Origin of the sequence: Acidovorax sp. Leaf191 (assembly GCF_001424425.1) — a bacterium.
GTDB lineage: Bacteria > Pseudomonadota > Gammaproteobacteria > Burkholderiales > Burkholderiaceae_C > Acidovorax.
This window is the reverse complement of the sequence record NZ_LMPT01000019.1, coordinates 624,834-642,484: the sequence shown is the minus strand read 5'-3', so window position 1 is coordinate 642,484 and position 17,651 is coordinate 624,834. Positions and strand designations below refer to the sequence as shown.

15 protein-coding genes are annotated in these 17,651 nt (G+C 65.9%); 10 read left to right on the top strand and 5 right to left on the bottom strand.

What is annotated here, in order from left to right; translation table 11 throughout:
- Positions 1-68 precede the first annotated feature (68 nt).
- Positions 69-245 carry a DUF2256 domain-containing protein gene (locus ASG27_RS26015; protein WP_082486020.1) on the top strand — a complete coding sequence of 59 codons (177 nt, stop codon included), beginning with the start codon at positions 69-71 and terminating at the stop codon, positions 243-245.
- Positions 246-342: 97 nt separating this feature from the next.
- Here ASG27_RS26015 and ASG27_RS16945 read toward each other — a convergent pair whose 3' ends face one another.
- Positions 343-1,509 (bottom strand): ABC transporter substrate-binding protein, encoded by a 1,167-nt coding sequence (locus ASG27_RS16945; RefSeq protein ID WP_162240450.1) that lies wholly within the window; start codon positions 1,507-1,509, stop codon positions 343-345.
- A 271-nt stretch (positions 1,510-1,780) separates the two neighbouring features.
- Here ASG27_RS16945 and ASG27_RS16940 point away from each other — a divergent pair, with 271 nt between their 5' ends.
- From ASG27_RS16940 to ASG27_RS16915, 6 genes are all read left to right on the top strand, one after another.
- Positions 1,781-3,331, top strand: coding sequence for a cryptochrome/photolyase family protein (locus ASG27_RS16940; RefSeq protein ID WP_056418746.1), 1,551 nt, complete (start codon positions 1,781-1,783; stop codon positions 3,329-3,331).
- Positions 3,332-3,351: 20 nt separating this feature from the next.
- Positions 3,352-3,696, top strand: a complete 345-nt coding sequence (locus ASG27_RS16935) for a hypothetical protein (protein ID WP_156370802.1) — start codon at positions 3,352-3,354, stop codon at positions 3,694-3,696.
- Positions 3,693-4,391: an SDR family NAD(P)-dependent oxidoreductase gene (locus ASG27_RS16930; protein ID WP_200912442.1), complete on the top strand. Its 699-nt coding sequence runs from the start codon at positions 3,693-3,695 to the stop codon at positions 4,389-4,391. Before ASG27_RS16935 ends, ASG27_RS16930 begins: the two co-directional genes overlap by 4 nt.
- Positions 4,392-4,915: 524 nt before the next feature.
- Positions 4,916-5,986 carry an ABC-three component system protein gene (locus ASG27_RS16925; protein WP_235504067.1) on the top strand — a complete coding sequence of 357 codons (1,071 nt, stop codon included), beginning with the start codon at positions 4,916-4,918 and terminating at the stop codon, positions 5,984-5,986.
- Positions 5,983-6,483, top strand: coding sequence for a three component ABC system middle component (locus tag ASG27_RS16920; RefSeq protein WP_200912441.1), 501 nt, complete (start codon positions 5,983-5,985; stop codon positions 6,481-6,483). Before ASG27_RS16925 ends, ASG27_RS16920 begins: the two co-directional genes overlap by 4 nt.
- The gene (locus tag ASG27_RS16915) at positions 6,483-8,483 is read left to right on the top strand and encodes a DUF3732 domain-containing protein (RefSeq protein ID WP_056418732.1); all 2,001 of its coding nucleotides are present in this window, start codon (positions 6,483-6,485) and stop codon (positions 8,481-8,483) included. Before ASG27_RS16920 ends, ASG27_RS16915 begins: the two co-directional genes overlap by 1 nt.
- Before the next feature lie 249 nt (positions 8,484-8,732).
- Here the strand turns inward: ASG27_RS16915 and ASG27_RS16910 are convergent, their stop codons facing one another.
- Positions 8,733-9,218 (bottom strand): GreA/GreB family elongation factor, encoded by a 486-nt coding sequence (locus tag ASG27_RS16910; protein WP_056419166.1) that lies wholly within the window; start codon positions 9,216-9,218, stop codon positions 8,733-8,735.
- A 350-nt stretch (positions 9,219-9,568) separates the two neighbouring features.
- Between ASG27_RS16910 and ASG27_RS16905 the strand changes: the two genes are divergently transcribed.
- Both ASG27_RS16905 and ASG27_RS16900 read left to right on the top strand, forming a co-directional pair.
- A complete protein-coding gene (locus ASG27_RS16905) occupies positions 9,569-10,396 on the top strand; it encodes an AraC family transcriptional regulator (protein ID WP_056418730.1) in 828 nt (275 codons plus the stop codon).
- A 122-nt stretch (positions 10,397-10,518) separates the two neighbouring features.
- A complete protein-coding gene (locus ASG27_RS16900) occupies positions 10,519-10,968 on the top strand; it encodes a cupin domain-containing protein (protein WP_156370800.1) in 450 nt (149 codons plus the stop codon).
- A gap of 58 nt (positions 10,969-11,026) precedes the next feature.
- Here ASG27_RS16900 and ASG27_RS16895 read toward each other — a convergent pair whose 3' ends face one another.
- The 3 genes from ASG27_RS16895 to hemH form a co-directional block, all read right to left on the bottom strand.
- Positions 11,027-12,868: a putative bifunctional diguanylate cyclase/phosphodiesterase gene (locus tag ASG27_RS16895; protein ID WP_082486018.1), complete on the bottom strand. Its 1,842-nt coding sequence runs from the start codon at positions 12,866-12,868 to the stop codon at positions 11,027-11,029.
- A gap of 52 nt (positions 12,869-12,920) precedes the next feature.
- Positions 12,921-15,533: a Lon protease family protein gene (locus tag ASG27_RS16890; RefSeq protein ID WP_056418728.1), complete on the bottom strand. Its 2,613-nt coding sequence runs from the start codon at positions 15,531-15,533 to the stop codon at positions 12,921-12,923.
- A gap of 179 nt (positions 15,534-15,712) precedes the next feature.
- On the bottom strand, positions 15,713-16,828 hold the full coding sequence (hemH, locus tag ASG27_RS16885; RefSeq protein ID WP_056418726.1) for a ferrochelatase: 1,116 nt from the start codon (positions 16,826-16,828) through the stop codon (positions 15,713-15,715).
- Between the two features lie 149 nt (positions 16,829-16,977).
- On the opposite strand from hemH, the gene ASG27_RS16880 reads away from it, so the two are divergent.
- Positions 16,978-17,649 carry an amino acid ABC transporter permease gene (locus ASG27_RS16880; RefSeq protein WP_056418724.1) on the top strand — a complete coding sequence of 224 codons (672 nt, stop codon included), beginning with the start codon at positions 16,978-16,980 and terminating at the stop codon, positions 17,647-17,649.
- The last annotated feature ends 2 nt before the right edge of the window (positions 17,650-17,651 follow it).

Here is a 17,651-nt window from a genome sequence, read left to right as displayed (position 1 = left end):
GCCGCCCCGTTCAACTGTCTGTTCAATCCGCGCGCCCAGCCCCCGTACCCTGGTATCTCTGCACACCCATGCGCATGCGCAAGAAGCACGACCTGCCGCACAAGACCTGCCTGCACTGCGGCCTGCCCTTCACCTGGCGCAAGAAGTGGGAGAAGGTGTGGGACGAGGTGAAATACTGTTCGGACCGCTGCCGCAGTGAACACAAGCGCCAGCGCCCGGCCGGTGGCGGCAGCGCCGGCCCCTGACCGGCCAGCCTGCGGCGGTGGTCAGCCCCCACACCGGCCGATGGATCGTTTCGCAGATGGAAGCCTCGTCGCCTCGCCGCTGCACCGCCTCACGGCATCAGCGCCTGAACCGGTCCCCATTGAAATACGTCAGCTCTACAAAATCCGTGCCGTTGTGGTCCTGCGGCCCATACCGCAGCTCGAAGCCGCCCATGTCGTACGGCCGCATGGAGTGCAGCGCCTCCATCAGCTTCTCGCGCGACGCGGCGCGGCCCGCGCGGCGCAGCGCCTCGATCATCAGGCGGCCGCTCACATAGCCTTCGAGCGACGAATACCCCGGCGCGCTGCCCTCCACGCGCCTGAGCGCGGCCTGGTAGGCCTTCACCAGCGGTATCGCCACGCTGTCGGGGTTGGGCACCACCTGCGCCACCGTGATGCCCTTGGCCGACTCGCCCAGCGCGGCCAGCAGCGGGCGCGAGCCCAGGAACGAAATCGAAAACGCCGGCGCCTTCACCCGCGCACGCAGCGCCTTGTAGAACGGAATGCCCATCGCCCCCACCGACAGCGACGTCAGCGCGTTGGGCTGCCACGCTGCAATCTCGTCCACCGCACGGGCAATGCCCTCGGGCGTCTCGGTCACGAGGAACGCCTTCCACGCCGTGTTGCCATGCGCCTTGGCCGCCGCGTCGAACGCCGCCAGCGTCGCCTTGCCAAACGGGTTGTCGAAGTACGCCACCGCGCACTTGGTGAACCCGGTGGAGCCCAGCTGCTGCACGATCTTGCTCAGCTCCTGCGCATAGCTGGCGCGCGCATGGAACACCAGCGGGTTGAAGGGCCGCAGCGCGTCCGACCCCGTGGCCGGCGCTATCACCGGCACCTTGGCCGCCATGGCCACCGGCAGCGCGCCCATCACGCTGGTGGTGCCGCCGCAGCCCAGCAGCGCAAAGGCGCGCTCCTGCTCGACGAGCTTGCGGGCGTTGTCGGTGGCCTTGGCCGGGTCGCCGCCGTCGTCCAGGCTTACCAGCTCGAGCTTGCGCCCGTCCACGCCGCCCTTGTCGTTGGCCTCGATGAACGCGGCGTTGATGCCCTTGTTCATCTCCACGAACGGAAAGGCCAGCGGCCCGCTGAGCGCCGCCGTCTGGCCGATGCGCCAGGCCTCGGCAGGCTGCGCGTGCACCCACGCGGGGGCCGTGGCGGCCGAGGCCGCCGCAGCGGCAGTAAGCAACCGGCGGCGCGTGAGTGGCGGCGGGGCGCAAGGGGCGCAAGGGGTTGGAAGGGTGGGCATGGGCCGGGTCTCCTGTCGTTCTGTGTCCTGCCAGCCGGGCCCGCACAGGGCGCACCCGCCGCTGGCGGCGCGGCCAGTATCCAGCGCGGCCCGGCCCGCACCGGTCGGGGAAAACACTGGCTGCACCGCCCCGCGCGTCACCTTGGAGACTGGCCCCGGACCGCGTCCTGGCTGCCCGCGCGTGTGCAATTGGGCCTGCCCATCGCGCCCCGCGGCGCCGCCCGAACATAATCCAGCGGCAGCGCCACACCACGCCCCTTTGACCACATCCATGACCCCACCCCCGCCCCGCGCCCACACCCTGCGCCTGGTGCTGGGCGACCAGCTCAACCCCCTGCACAGCTGGTTTGCCGAGCACGATGCCGGCGTGGTCTACGTGCTGATGGAAGTGCGGCAAGAAACCGACTACGTGCTGCACCACGCGCAAAAGATCCTGGCCATCTTCGCCGCCCTGCGCGACCTGGCCCGCCAGCTGCGCGCGGCCGGCCACCGCGTGCGCTACGTCGCCATCGACGACGCCAGCAACCGCCAGTCCCTGCCCGGCAACCTGGCCGCGCTCATGGCGCACTACGGCGCGCAGCGCCTGCAGTACCAGCACCCCGACGAATGGCGGCTGGACGAGCAACTGCGCACCTGGGGGGCGGAGCAAACCTTTGCCGTCGAGGCCGTGGGCAGCGAGCACTTCTACACATCGCGCACCGAGGTGGCCGACACGTTCCAGGGCCGCCCGCAGTGGCTCATGGAGCACTTCTACCGCCGCATGCGCCAGCGCCACCGCGTGCTGATGGACGACGTGGGCGAGCCCGAAGGCGGCCACTGGAACTACGACCACGACAACCGCAAGCCCTGGCCCGGCACGCCCGCCACCCCGCCCGATGCACGCCCCACGCACGACCACAGCGCGCTGTGGGTCACCATCGTGGCCGCGGGCGTGCAAAGCTTTGGCAACCCCCAGTCCGACCAACTGCGCTGGCCCGTCAATCGCGCAGAAGCGCTGGCGTGGCTTGACCACTTCATCACCACCACGCTGCCGCACTTTGGCGCCTACGAAGACGCGATGAGCACGCGCAGCCCGCGGCTGTTCCACTCGCTGCTGTCGTTTGCGCTCAACACCAAGATGCTGAACCCGCGCGAGGTGGTGCAGCGTGCGGAGGCCGCCTACCGCGCAGGCACCGCCCCGCTGCCCGCGGTGGAGGGCTTCGTCCGCCAGATCCTGGGCTGGCGCGAATACGTGCGCGGCATCTACTGGGCCCACATGCCCGGGTACGACGAGCGCAACGCCCTGGGCCACACCGCGCCGCTGCCCGACTGGTTCTGGACCAGCCACACCCGCATGCGCTGCATGCAGCACGCCGTGGGCCAGTCGCTGGAGCACGCGTACGCCCACCACATCCAGCGCCTCATGGTCATCGGCAACTTCGCATTGCTGGCAGGGCTTGACCCCGCCGCCGTGCACCGCTGGTACCTGGGCGTGTACATCGACGCGTTCGAATGGGTGGAGGTGCCCAACACCGTGGGCATGAGCCAGTTCGCCGACGGCGGCCTTCTGGCCACCAAGCCGTACGTGAGCAGCGCCGCGTACATCGACCGGATGAGCGACTACTGCACCGGGTGCCACTACGACAAGAAGCTGAAGGTGGGCGAGCGTGCGTGCCCGTACAACGCGCTGTACTGGGACTTTTTTGCGCGCAACGAAGCGGTGCTGGGTAGCAACCTGCGCCTGGGCATGGTGTACCGCCAGCTGCAAAAGATGCAGGGCCCGCAGCTCGATGCGCTGCGTGAACATGCTGCTGGCTTGCGCACTAGACTGGGTGCGCTTTGATTTCCGCTCATGTACCAGCCATGCAATTCAATCAATACCCTGTGCCGCGTATGTCTGCCCAGATCATTCAGGAGTGGGCTGAAGAGCTTGCAGCCCGCTATGGCTGCACCGTGGAAACGTTCATGGCCAAGCCCGGCCATTTGATCTTTTTCCCCTCCCAAACCCTTCGCATCGAACTCATGGATGGATCCGCCGTGGAATTCAATTACGCGTTCGCACTGGTGAGCGAAGCCCGCCGCACCGTCGCCGTTTTCACCGAGCACTGCGGCCACCATGTGTTTCCGCACCATCAGGCCAAAGTGCTCTGCAATGGCGTCCTGCTCTATGCGCAAGACACACACCCAGGCGACTGGTCATCCCCATGAACTCACTCCCCCACGGCTACCGCGCCATCGTCATCGGTGCCACCGGCGCCATCGGCAGCGCCTTTCTGGCGCACCTGCGGGCCGACCCGCGCTGCGCCTTGGCCGTGGGCCTGGGTCGCCACACCAGCCCGGCGATCGACCTGGACGACGAGGCCACCATCGCCCAGGCCGCCCAACACCTCAAGGCCCAGGGCCCGTGGCACTGCATCATCCACGCCGCAGGCATGCTGCATGGCCCCCACGGCCTGCCTGAAAAGCGCCTGGGCCAGATGAACTACGCGCAGATGGAGGCCACCTTCCGCACCAACACCTTCGGCCCTGCGCTGGTGCTGGCCCACTTTGCGCCGCTGCTGCCCAAGCACGAGCGCGGCCTGCTGGCCGTGCTCTCGGCCAAGGTGGGCAGCATTGGCGACAACCGCCTGGGCGGCTGGTACAGCTACCGCGCATCGAAGGCCGCGCTCAACATGCTGCTCAAAACCGCGTCCATCGAAGTAGCACGTACCCACCCGCAGGCCGTGCTGGTGGCACTGCACCCGGGCACCGTCAACTCGGCGCTGTCGGCACCGTTCAACGGTGCGGAAATCGGTCGGCCGGCCAGCGATGCTGCGGGCGATATGTTGCGGGTGATGGATGGATTGGAGGCGGGGGAGACGGGTGATTTTTATGGCTATGGGGGGGAACAGCTGCCTTGGTGAGAGTAGGGCGGTTTTAGGCTGGTTGCTGCCGTTCGGATTCACCGGCCCAATGACCTCTGCTAGCAGCACTAGTCACCGAGAAACCGCAGCCATTTTGACCGGTGTTCGATCAGAATCGACCGCCTGCAATGCTGATGCATCGGGCGACTAGCCGTAGCGTATTCGACAGGCTTTCCCATGCGTGTTTGATGACCGTCGCCATTCCTTCTCCTTTGGTCTGAGCTCGCGACGCCCATCCGCTGTCAGTATTGTTAAGTTAGCCAGCCCCCAGGGCGCTTGACATTCCGGGCGCTCTCGCACCGTGCCGTCTCATGCAGCTCAATATCTTTTGAGACTTTATTGCAGCGCATGTAAGATTGTGTAGGCATCAAATTAGGGGGGGGGCAATGTCGAAAACGACGGGGAGAGGAAACTCTCGACCGCGGCGTAAGACCGAAGTTCCTGGTCAGGCGTTGGGTATCGGGCTTCAGTACACGCGTCTCGTGCAACTACTGTTTCGGGCTCCTCCAGGTAGCGCCTGCAGCATGGAGTATTTGGACGACGTCGCGCAGGAAGATACCGAGAGTGTCAAGCTCGGACAGAGCAAGAGCGCTCGCACGGCCAACCCTGTAGCAGATCGAGCCAAATCGCTTTGGAAGACTTTGTCGAACTGGATCACGTTGGCGGAGGAGGGCGGCTGCGATCCGGACCGTACGGTGTTCGAGATGTATGTGTCGCGCCCCGTGTCGGGGACACTGGTCGATGCCTTTTCTGCTGCTACAACGTTGGACGCCTCCCAGGCCGCCATCCTGATGGCGCGCACTATGCTGTGGGGCGAGGCGCCGAAATACCCCCTGCGTAGCGCTGTCGCGACTGAGATCACGCACTACGTTGGCAAAGTCTTTGGCGCCGACCCAGAGTTGGTGACGCGGGTGATCAAAAACTTCACCCTGACGTGCGCCTCGGGGAGCCCACAGGCCGACGTCATAGCCATTCTCAAGACACACCCGATCTCGCATAGCCGCATTCGTGACATCGCTGACCACATGAGTGGCGTCGTTAAGAATCGCATTGACGAGCTCTTAGAGGTGGGTAAGCCGGCCATAGTCACGAGCGACGAGTTCCACACGTGGTACACCGCTTACGTCCAGAAGATCGACCGAGACACGGTGCTGCAAAGTCATGCAAAGCGGCCCAGCGATAAAGAAACCGAAGTCTATCTTCCCAGGGTGTTCGTTCAACAGCTTGACATGATCGGTTTGCCTTTTGAGGACAAGCTCGAGGCAGTGAGTGACTACCTCATGGCAGCTGCGGACCGCACGGCTTGGGCCGCCAGCGGAGACGTGGACCCAACGTCATTCGACGAACTTGACGTCAACCTCAAGCGCAGGTGGAAGAATAGGCGGCTTGCCTGCAAGGTTGCCCATGGTGACAAATGCCTTGATGCGCAGGGCTTAGCGCTATATGCCGATTGCATGGACCTCACCGTAGCTGTGCAGCAGAAGGAGACACCTGACCACTTCATCCCGGGCTGCCTGCACCGCTTGGCTGATGACCTGTTGATCGGCTGGCATCCTGAGTTCGCAGCTCAGCTCAGACCTAAGAAGGCGGCATGACGATGCTGGCCAGAGAAGCGCAGAACGTACAGAACCCCGCACTTGGCGCGGCCATCCTTTGGCGCTTTTGCTGTGCCTATGGGACGACACACCCGACGAACGACGCGCCCGCCCTGCCCACATTGTTTGTAGTGTTGCCAATCGTGTTGCACCAAGCTACCGCCGAACTGCTGCGCCGTACCCGGCCGAGTTCGGGACTTCGAGCCTTCGCGGCCAAATTCGGCGACACCACCGTCTCCAAGCAAGACCTGCTCCTGCAGATCCATGATCGAGCGCTGCGCTGGAGAACCCTGACGCTGCAATCGATCGAACTGGCGGCGGCGGGGCACTTGATCCATCTGACCGATACCGGCGAGGTCATACCCTTGTCCAAGACCAAGGCTCGCGGGCTGACCGATGAAGTAAAGCAGCTGATGAGCAACGCGGAAAAGCTCGGCGCGTGGTGCGGGTCACTGACCCTGCATGAGATTGCGACAACATTGAAGGTGAGGCTCTGATGTTTTTCCAGATCCGTGCGATTCTGCTTTGGCCCCGTAATTCGGCCTTCAAACCGCGTCGGCTGCAGTTTGCCTTAGGCAAGGTCAATGTGATCAGCGGGGCCTCGCGTACCGGCAAGTCAGCAGTCATCCCCATCATTGATTATTGCCTTGGCTCCAGCACCTGCTCCATCCCTGTCAACACCATCCGCAAGCACTGCGAATGGTTCGGTGTGATCGTTGCGACCGCCCAAGGCGACAAACTGCTGGCGCGTCGGGAACCCGGGGCGCAGCGAAGCACCGACGACATGTTCCTGATGGAAGCAAGCACCATAGTAGACGTGCCGCACCGCATCGTGAGGAACACAAATGCCGATGCGGTGAAGCGTCTGCTTGACGACCTGGCAGGTCTCTCAAAGCTGGACTTTTCGGGCGGCGAGGAATCGACCGGCTTCGACGGACGTCCGAGTTTTCGGGACCTGGCTGCATTCACTTTTCAGCCGCAGAACATAATTGCCAACCCTGATGTGTTGTTCTTCAAGACCAACACCTACGAGCACCGCGAGAAGCTGCGCAAGATCTTCCCTTACGTGTTGGGGGCAGTGACACCAGGGTTGATGGCTAGGCAGTTCGAGCTGCAGCGCGCGAGGTCGGAGTTGAGGCGCAAGGAGCGCGAACTCAAGGAAGCCCAGGAGGTATCGGCGCGCTGGCTGGCCGATCTCACCGCCAAGTTCAGCGAGGCGCAGGAGTTGGGCCTGACTCCTAAGCCGGAGCAGCAGCTGACGCGGAGCCAGATGATCGAGTTGCTAGAAGAGGTTGTCGCCCGCACGGATCTGACGATCACTGTCAGCACTACGACGATTTCCGAAGCACTGAGCGAACTCAACGGCCTAGAGGCGGAGGAGCGGGAGGTATCGCGCGAGCTGACTACGCTGCGGCACCGGCTGGAAGAGATGAACCGAATGCGCGAGGGTGGCAACCAGTACGACGCCGCCATCGGCTTGCAGCGGGGCCGCCTACAGCTGTCCAGTTGGTTGATCGGCCATACCGACGATCAGGCTGACTGCCCCATGTGTGGCAGCCACACGGCGTCGGCCCGCACAAAGCTCGAAGTGCTGTCCGCCCGGCTTGAAGAAGTTGAGGCTGAGGCCGGCGTGGACAAGGAGGTACCTGCGGCCTTCGATCGGGAATTGCATCGTGTGACGACCGAGGTTGGCGTGACAACAGAACGCCTTCGCTCAGTTCAGCTTCGCAAGCGGGCATTGTCCGGCCGATCAAAGGAAGCCAGTGAGCGCCAGTTCGCAGCGAAAAAAGGCGAGCGCTTTGTCGGGAATTTGGAAGCTGCGTTGGATCTGCACAGGCGACTGGGCAGCGACAGCGGCTTGGTGGACGAGGTGGCAAAGCTGCACGACATCGTGCAAGCGTTGGAGGCCGAGTTGAAAGCTCAGGAGGTAGACGCCCGCAAGCGCCGCGCCCTGAATGCCGTAAATGGCCATGCCGGTCGACTCCTGCCATCCCTGGACGTCGAAAACCCTGACGACCCGATCTCGCTGGAAATCAGCGACCTGACGATCAAAGTCCGCGGCGCGGATCGTGACGATTACCTGTCGGAAATTGGCAGCGGTTCTAACTGGCTTTCCTACCACCTTGCCATGCTGCTGGCGCTGCATCAGTTCTACCTGTCCCAGAATCAGAGCCCGGTGCCAGGCTTCCTAGTGCTGGATCAGCCCAGCCAGGTTTACTTCCCAAAGAACTTGGTGCGACGTCCGGATGAAGGGGATCAGGAGCTGCGCCTGCGCGACGAGGATATCGACGCAGTGCGCAAGGTCTTTGAGGTCCTGGGCAAGGTTGTGACGAAAGCCGAGGGCAAGCTGCAGGTCATCGTACTGGACCATGCGTCGCGCGACGTGTGGGGCGACAGTGAAGGGGTTGTGGGCCTGAAAGAGTGGCGTGAAGGCATCAAGCTCGTACCGATGCGTTGGCTGGAAGAGGACCCTGACGGGGCAGCGCATCAAGGTTAAAAGTCCCTCATTTCTCTAAGGTGCCACCGGCGCATGGATGACCGCTGTGTGGCCATGACTGTGACTTCAAGATTGCGACATCTCCGTCAGCAATCGCTGCATTGCAGTCATCGTCGCGGTCGATATTCAGTTCGCGCGCTTAAGTCCGATCAAGGGGTTGCTGCTTTTTCTAGAGGTGGCTGAATTCACGCTCCCATACCAACCAAGGTAAGTAGTCGCTGAAGAACTAGGCGTGAACTTGCCGTCCACTCAATCAACCCGCAGCACCTCAAACTCCTGCCGGATTCCTGCAACCTGTATCCACACTTCATCCCCCTCGCATTTACCCAGCACGGCCCTGCCCAACGGGGCATCGCTGCTGATCACCTGCACGGTGTGACCGCCGCTGGCCAGCTTCATGCTGCCGCCCTGCGGGCCCAGAAAGATTAGCTGCTGCTGCTGGTCATCAGCATCGACCAGGCAGACCAGCGCACCCAGCTGTATCCCTTTGCTGGCATCGTAAGGGTGCGGGCGGAACTGGCGCCAATGGGCCATCGCCTGGCGGATGGCTTCGGCGCGGCGGGCCTGGCCGGTGGCCAGGTAGGCGGCTTCCAGGCCCAGTGTGTCGTACTTGTTTTCGGCGATGTTCTCTTCGTGGGTCGCGGTTTCATGGGCCGCCCGCACGGCCTCCTCGGCTTGCAGCAGGTCTTCGGCGAGGCGTTCCAGTACCTGCTGCTGCAGCAAGAATTTATCCATGATGATCATCAAAAGTCGGCATCTCTAACGGGCGGGGGCGGCGCTGGATTATGAAGGGCGCCACCAGCCTTCGGGGCTTCACACGCGGCCACACGCGGCACCAGACCGAGCAGAGCAGAACGCACAGCGGGTGCAGGGTGTGGTCGTCGTGCACTGCTGGCAGCCGTCTCGTGTCGAATGCCAGGGGTGAACCGGCCTGTGGCGTGGCGGTACCGATCTACCGGTTCAAGCTCGGTGGGCGACTCTGCATGCGTGCATGCACGACTGTGCGCGGGTGTCGCCCTTCACCTTGCTCGGTACGCGTTGGCTTGTCGACATCGCTGCCCCCATGCCCTGCCTACAATGCCGTGATGAGCCGGCCCCCAGCACCCGCACCCCTTGAATGGGTCAGGCACGCGGAACCCATCGACGGCATGAAGCGCATCGAGGCGCGCTTTCATGGCAAGGCCTATGCCATGCACCGCCACGACACCTACGCGATCGGCAGCACGCTGGCAGGTGTCCAAAGCTTCAACTACCGCCACAGCCGGCGCGACAGCCTGCCGGGCCACACGATGGTGTTGCACCCCGATGAGGTCCACGATGGTCAGGCCGGTACCGACGAGGGCTTTCAGTACCGCATGGTCTATGTGGAGCCCGCGCTCATCCAGGCGGTGCTTCAGGGGCGTGCGTTGCCGTTCATCGAAGGGGGCGTGACCACCGACCCGCGCCTGGCGTTGGCCACCCGCCACCTGCTGCGGCACATCGACACGGTGCCGGAGCCGCTGGAACACAGCCATGCCGTGGCCGAGCTGGCGCATGCGCTGCAAGCCGTGGCCGGCGGCCCTGCGCGGCTGCCCCAGGGCGACTTTCTTGCCGCGCAGCGTGCCTACGACTACCTGCACGCCCACCAGGCCCGGGTCATTGCGCTGGACGAGCTGGAGGCAGCCACGGGCCGTGACCGGTGGAGTCTGTCGAGCGACTTTCGCATCTTCTTCGGCACGAGCCCGTATCGCTTTCAGACCATGCGGCGGCTCGACGTGGTGCGCCGCATGTTGATGGGCGGGGCGTCGCTAGCCGACGCTGCCGCGACCGCCGGGTTTTCCGACCAGAGCCACATGACCCGCCACTTCACCAAGACCTTCGGGCTGACCCCGGGTCGGTGGCTGCGCATGGCCTCCGGCGGACGGGCAGCGTAGGGATGGATGAATGGATGAATGAACGAATGGATGGATGGATGAAGGGGCGAGCCACGAACGTTCAATACAGGGTGAACAACGCTGCGTAGATTCGGCTTCTTTTTCCAAGGAAGGAGCGACCCATGTCCATGCCCCTCAACCCCGCGGCGGCTCCGGCCGGGCGCGGTCAAAGCCAGGCGATTGACCTGATCCGGAAGATCGACCGCATCGATGGCCACTGGCAGCCGCGCGTCGTCGCAGAGATGAACGACTACCAGTTCAAGGTGGTGAAGGTGCAGGGCGAGTTTCCGTGGCACGTGCATGCCGACACCGACGAGACATTCGTCGTGCTGGAGGGCGAGTTGAAGATCGCGATCCGTGGTGGCGCTGACGCTGGCGATGGCGAGTGTGCGGGCGGCGAAGCGGTCATCGTGCTGCGCGCGGGGCAGATGGCGGTGGTGCCCAGGGGCGTGGAGCACCAGCCCTCCGCAGATGCCGAAGTGAAGATGCTGCTGATCGAGCCGCGGGGCGTGGTGAACACGGGCGACGGCGCGCCGGGGGCACGCACCGTGGCCAACGATCAGTGGGTCTGAACCGGGCGCCTTGCCGAAGCCCTTGCGCAGGCGGCCGGGCTGCGCCGGCCCTGGGCGATCAGGTGTTGGGGAGCGGAGATCGGGGTGAGCTGCCGGCGGCTTGGAGCAGGTCGCCCACGCGGTGGGTGCCGAGAAACGTGGGGATGCTGTCTGCCTCCAATGGCTTGGACAGGAAGTAGCCCTGGATGGCGTCGCACCCGGCCGCCACCAGCAGGTCGAGGACGCCTTGTGTCTCGACGCCCTCCGCCAGCATGCGGTAGCCCATCGAGTGGCCCAGGTCTATCAGCGATCGCACCAGCTTCAGCGCCCTCGGGCTGGTCTCGATCGGCATGACCAGCGACTGGTCCAGCTTCAACATGCCCACGGGCAAATCGAACAGGCACGCCAGGTTGGAGTAGCCCGTGCCGAAGTCGTCCAGCGAAATCTGGATTCCCAGGGCCTTCAGGTGCCCCAGGGCGTCCAGCGTCGCCTGGCTGGTCATGATCGCGTTCTCGGTGCATTCGATGTGCAGATGCGTCGGCGAGACTCCGTGGCGTGCGCAGGTCTCGCGGACAAAGTCCACGAACCCGGGCCGCTCCAGGTTCTTCGACGAGACGTTCACTGCCATCGTCAGCGAGATGCCGCTGCGCTCCCACAGGGCCAGCTGCGCCAGGGCGGTGTTCAAGACCCATTCGGTGAACTCGTGGATCAGGGCGGTTTCTTCGACCAGCGGCACGAAGTCGCCCGGGGGCACGACACCGTACCGGGGGTGGGTCCAGCGCGCCAAGGCTTCCACGCCAGAGAAGGCGCCCAGGGAGAGGTTGAGCTTGGGCTGGTAGACCAGCCGGAATTCGCCGCGCACCAACCCGGCCGAGACGCCCCGGGCCAGATTGAAGGCGCGCCGGTGTGCGGTGTCGAAACACGGGTCGTGCCACATGTGGCTTTGCTCGCTGGACGCGGCCTCGTGCATGGCCGAGCTGGCTTTGCGCAGGGCGTCGGCTGCGCTGGCGGCGTTGAGGTCGAACTCGACCAGGCCCGCCTGCACGCGCAGCTCGATGGACACGCCCCCGTTGTCAAACCGCTCCCGCATGTGGTTGAGCAGGTCGATGGCGGCGCGCTCGCTGGACTCGCGCGGCCCGGCGCCGAGCAGGATCGAGAACCGGGTTTCGCTGACGTGGTGGAGCATGGTGCCGGGCGGCAGCGCAGCGGCCAGGCGTGCCGCGATGTTGCGCAGGGCATGCTCCAGGGGCTCGATGCCCATGGCCCGCACGGCGGCGTGCAGTGCTGCCTGCCCAATCACGTCCACCAGCATCAGCACGCGCTGCTGCCCGGGGTAGTCCCGGCACAGGTGCTCCAGGTCGTCCACCAGCTGTGCGCGGTTGGGCAGCCGGGTCACTTCGTTGACGCGACCCGCGCGCTGGTGCAGCTCGATCTGCGTGACGACCATGGCGGCCATCTCTGCCAACCGCTGGCGCTGCGCACGGTCGAAGGTGCGGGGCCGCCGGTCGAGAATGCACAGGCTGCCCAGGGCGTGGCCGGAGTTCAGCACCAGGGGCGCCCCGGCGTAAAAGCGGATGGCGTGGCGGCCCACGACGAGCGGGTTGTCGTGAAAGCGCGCGTCCTGGGTCGTGTCCTCCACCACCAGCACGCTGCCCAGCTCGATGGTGCGGTCGCAGAACGCGGAGTCTCGGTCCGTCTCTCTCAGGTCGAACCCGCAGCGTGACTTGAACCACTGGCGGTCTTGATGCACCAGGGACACCAGGGCGATGGGCGCGTCGAACACATGCGTTGCCAGCCGGGTGATGCGATCGAATGTCTCGCTGTCTTCCGTGTCCAGAAGCTGCGTGCACTCGAGGACGTAGATGCGCTCCTGCTCACGCGCGGTGTCCCGCGCTGGGGCGTCGAGGGGTGTGGGTCTCATGGCGTATCGGGAAGGTCGAGTGACGACTTTATCGCACACGCCGGGCATCCTTTCACCGTCCCTGGCCCCTTGCCCGCCGGGTGTACCCCGCAGTCTGGCACGCCCGCCGGTACGCCCGCAGCGTCTGCTCGGCCCGCTGCAGCACCGTGGCTTCCACGGCCGTCGCCTGCACATCCGCAATGCCCGCAGCGCCCGCAGCATGGGGCGCATGGGCGGCATTCTCACGGGCATTCTCACGGGCATCGGCCACGGGGTTCAGCAACTCCGCCGGGCTCATCCCCGATGCCTCGCCGGTCAGCAACGCAATGCCCTCGCTCACATGCCCCATGGTGTACACGCTGAACAGGCCGCGCTCCACGGCGTCGAGCACGCTGCGGTCCAGCATCAGGTGGCGGCGGTTGCGGCTGGGGATCAGCACGCCCTGGGTGCCGTCCAGGCCGGCGGCCACGCAGGCCTGGAACCAGCCTTCGATCTTTTCGTTGATGCCGCCCACGGGCAGCACCTCGCCGTGCTGGTTGAGCGCACCGGTCACGGCGATGCCCTGGTGCAGGGGCAGGCCCGACAGGCTGGACAGCAGGGCGTACAGCTCGGCGCACGATGCGGAGTCGCCCTCCACGCCGCTGTATTCCTGCTCGAACACGATGGACGCATTGAGCGCCAGCGGCGCCACGTGGCTGAACAACGCGGTCAGGTAGCTGTGCAGGATGAGCACGCCCTTGTCGTGGATGGGGCCGGACATGTCGACCTCGCGCTCGATGTTGAGCAGGCCCTCTTGCCCGGCAAAGGTGCGCGCGGTGATGCGCACCGGAAAGCCGAACCGGTAGTCGCCCAGGTCGATCTGCGTCATGGCGTTGATCTGGCCGGTGACGGCGCCCTGCAGGGTGATCAGGCGCTCGCCCTCGGTGATGGATTCGTGCAGCTGCTCTTCGGGGTAGTTGTGGCGCAGGCGCTGGGCGGCCAGCGCGGCCGCGACGTCGGGCGCCTCCACCAGCGCGCCACCGCGGGCGCGGCACAGCGCGGCGCTTTCGATGAGCAATGCCTCGGTGTGGGCGAACAGTGCGCTCTGGCGGCCCTGGTCGTCGGCGTCGCGGTGGGTCTGCTCCAGCAGCAGGGCCACGGCGCCGGCCGCAAAGTGGGGCAGGCCGCGCCGCTGGCAGCTGTGCGCCACGAAGATCGCGGTGGCCTGGCGCGTGGCGGGCGTGGCGGCAAAGCGCTCGGCAAAGTCCACCTTGGCGCGAAAGCGGCGTGCGGCGTCGGGGTCGGACTCCTGCATGGCGTAGTACTCGTCCACCGACCCGATGAGCACGATCTTGACGTCCACATCCACGGGCTCGGGCTGCAGGGCCGCGGCAGCACCGCCGCTACCGCCACCGCCACCCGCGTGGGTGCCGGGGCTGCCCTCGTCGATCTGCAGCCGGCCGCAGCGCAGAAAGCGGCGCAGGCGCGCCCACAGGCCTTCTTCGGCGGCCAGGTCGTACAAGTGCAGCAAGATGAAGCCGCCATGGGCCTTGAGCAGGCTGCCCGCGTGGATAGCGGCATGGTCGGCCTGCACGGTGTCGGAATCGCTGCCGTGCTCGATGCCGCCGAACAGGCTGCGCAGGGTGGGGTGGTCTTCCACCAGCACAGGGGCGGTGGTCTGGCCGTGGTGGTCCACCACCAGGTTCACGCTGCAGCGCGCCAGCAGGTCGTCGAGCGCGTCCTGGCGGTCCTGCTCGGCGTCGTCGTTGGTGTTGCTGCTGCTGTTGCCGTCGTTGCCGTTCCGGTCATTGCGATCGTCGCCAGCATCGCTGTCGTCGCCGCTCTCGAAGAGGTCGATGTTCTGCAGCACGGCGTGCTCCACCTGGTCCAGCCACTGGCCGAGCTTCACGGCGTCCTTGATGATGGGCTCGCTCAGGCCCTGGCGGATGTCGTGCAGTGCGTGCTGCACCAGCGGCTGCACGGTCTGGCGGCGCAGCTGGGCCAGGGTCTCGTCGCGGGCGCGCTCCAGCGGGCGGGTGGTCTCGATGAAGCGGGTGATCTCGGCGCGCAGCGCGTGTTCGGCGGTGTCGATCTCGGCGCGGCGCTCGCGGGGCAGGGTGCGGGCTTCGGCTTCGGACAGCGGCAGGCCGCCGGGGCCGATGAGGGTGAACACCATCTGCCCGTTCTCGCGCGACAGGCGCACCTGGCGGGCTTCGGCAAAGGCGTCGAGCGTGGCGAACGCGCTGCGCTCCTGCTCTTGCCAGGCCTGCTCGATGCGTTCGGCGTCGGCCTTGAAGTCGGGACTGGCCAGGCGGCGCGGGATGTCGGCCTGCAGGTTCTTGCCCATGTCGGCCATGCGTTGGCGCAGCACGCGGCCCTGGCCGGGCGGCAGGCGCAGGGCGCGGGGGCGGTCGGGCTGGTCGAAGTTGTGCAGGTAGCACAGGTCGGGTGGCACGGGCCGTGCGGCGGCGGCCGTCTGCATGGCCTGGCGCAGCAGCGACGCGCGGCCGCTGCCCACTTCGCCCAGCACGAACAGGTGGTAGTCGGGCTGCAGCATATTCAGGCCAAACTGCGCGGCGGCGTGGGCGCGCTCCTGGCCGATCCAGGGCAGGGGCAGGTCCTGCAGCTCGGCGGTGCTGGCAAAGCCGAGGGTGGCGGGGTCGATGGTCAGCCGCAGCTGGTGGGGAGCAAGGGGCAAGGCGGGCATGGGGGCTGGCGGGCGGCAGGCGGGTGCGTCACACGGTGCCTGCTTTGGGTTATGAAGTCAAATAGCTGCCTACCGCTGGATGGTAGAGCGGCAGCAGCTATCAAAATAATAGTAATCCGAAGGGCGGGCTGGGCGCTGGTCTGAGCGGGCCGCGACCAGACCGTGTGCGGGCCTGGGCCTCAGCCGCGCGCCACCGGGCACTGGCCCGCAGGGGCGCCACCGGCCAGCGCACGGCTTTTGGCGTCGGCCAGGGCGGCAGCGCCAGGTATCTCGGTGGGCCAGCCGGCCAGGTGCTGCTGCGCGATGCGCGACAGGGCGGTGATCCAGTGGTTGTTGTCGTTCAGGCACGGGATGTAGTGAAACTCCTGGCCACCCGCGTGCAGGAAAGCCTCGCGCACTTCCATGTTGATTTCTTCCAGCGTCTCCAGGCAGTCGCTGGTAAAGCCCGGGCACACCACGTCCACCCGCCGCGTGCCGGCCTTGCCCAGCGCCTCGATGGTGGGCTGGGTGTAGGGCTCCAGCCACTTGGCCTTGCCAAAGCGCGACTGGAAGGTGATGCGGTAGCGCTCTTCGCGCAGGCCCAGGCGCTCGGCCAGCAGGCGGCCGGTCTTGCGCGCCTCGCAGTGGTAGGGGTCGCCCAGGTGCAGGGTGCGCTCGGGCACGCCATGAAAGCTCATCACCAGCTGGTCGGGCTGGCCGTGGTGTTTCCAGTGGGTTTCGATGGTGCGGGCCAGCGCGTCGATGTAGCCGGGGGCGTCGTGGTAGCGGTTGACGAAGCGCAGTTCGGGCACGTGGCGGGTGCGTGCGGCCCAGGCGTACACCGCGTCGAACAGGCTGGCCGTGGTGGTGCCCGAATACTGCGGGTACAGCGGCAGGATCAGGATGCGCGTGGCGCCTTCGGCCTTCAAGGCGTCGAGCTGGCTGTCGATGGAGGGGTTGCCGTAGCGCATGGCGTGGCGCACCAGCACCGCGTGCCCGGCCTCGCCCAGCCAGCCGCGCAGCAGCGTGGCCTGCCTGGCCGTCCACACCGCCAGGGGCGAGCCTTCGGCCGTCCAGATGCTGGCGTACTTGGCGGCCGACTTGGCGGGGCGGGTGCGCAGGATGATGCCGTGCAGGATGGGCAGCCACGCCAGCCTGGGGATCTCCACCACGCGGTGGTCGCCCAGGAACTGCGCCAGGTAGCGCCGCACGGCGGGCGCGGTGGCTGCGTCGGGCGTGCCCAGGTTGCACAGCAGCACTGCGGTTCGCTCGGCCTGGCCGTGGGTGTAAGGGGGTTCGGGGCGGAAGGAGGGCATGCGGCATTTTCGCCCACGCGTGGTGCCTGGTGTCGAACAGGGCTTCGGCGTCATCGCAGGGGCCGTTTTGACGGCAGTCGGGTAATCCCCGATGCGGCTATGAAACCGGTTTCATAAACTCTGCGCATTCCATCCGAACCACCCACGCCGTGAATTACCAGTTCCAGTTCGACGCCGTTTTTGCCGCATGGCCGCTGCTGCTCAAAGGCACGTGGATCACCGTGCAGCTGTCGCTCACCGCCACGGTGCTGGGGCTGGTGGTGGCCGTGTTCTGCGCCTGGGGCAAGACGGGCGGGCCCGCATGGCTGCGGTTTTTGATCAACGCGTACATCGAGGTCATCCGCAACACGCCGTTCATCGTGCAGCTGTTTTTCTTCTTCTTCGCACTGCCGTCCATCGGCCTGCGCTGGTCGCCCTACACGGCGGCGCTGACCGCGATGGTGGTCAACCTGGGCGCGTACGCGGCAGAGATCGTGCGGGCGGGCATCGAGTCCATCCCCAAGGGGCAGATCGAGGCGGGCAAGGCGCTCAACCTGAAGCCGTGGGAGATCTTTCGCTTCGTCATCTTGAAGCCCGCGCTCAAGGCCATCTACCCCGCGCTCACCAGCCAGTTCATCCTGCTGATGCTCAGCTCGGCCGTGGTGTCGGTGATCTCGGCGGACGACCTGACGTCGGTGGCGGCCAACCTGCAGTCGCAGACGTTTCGCAGCTTCGAGATCTACATCGTGGTGGCGGTGATCTACCTGGCGCTGGCGCTGTCGTTCTCGGCGCTGTTCAAGCTGATCTACCAGCGCGCGCTCAACTACCCCGACCGTCGCTGAGG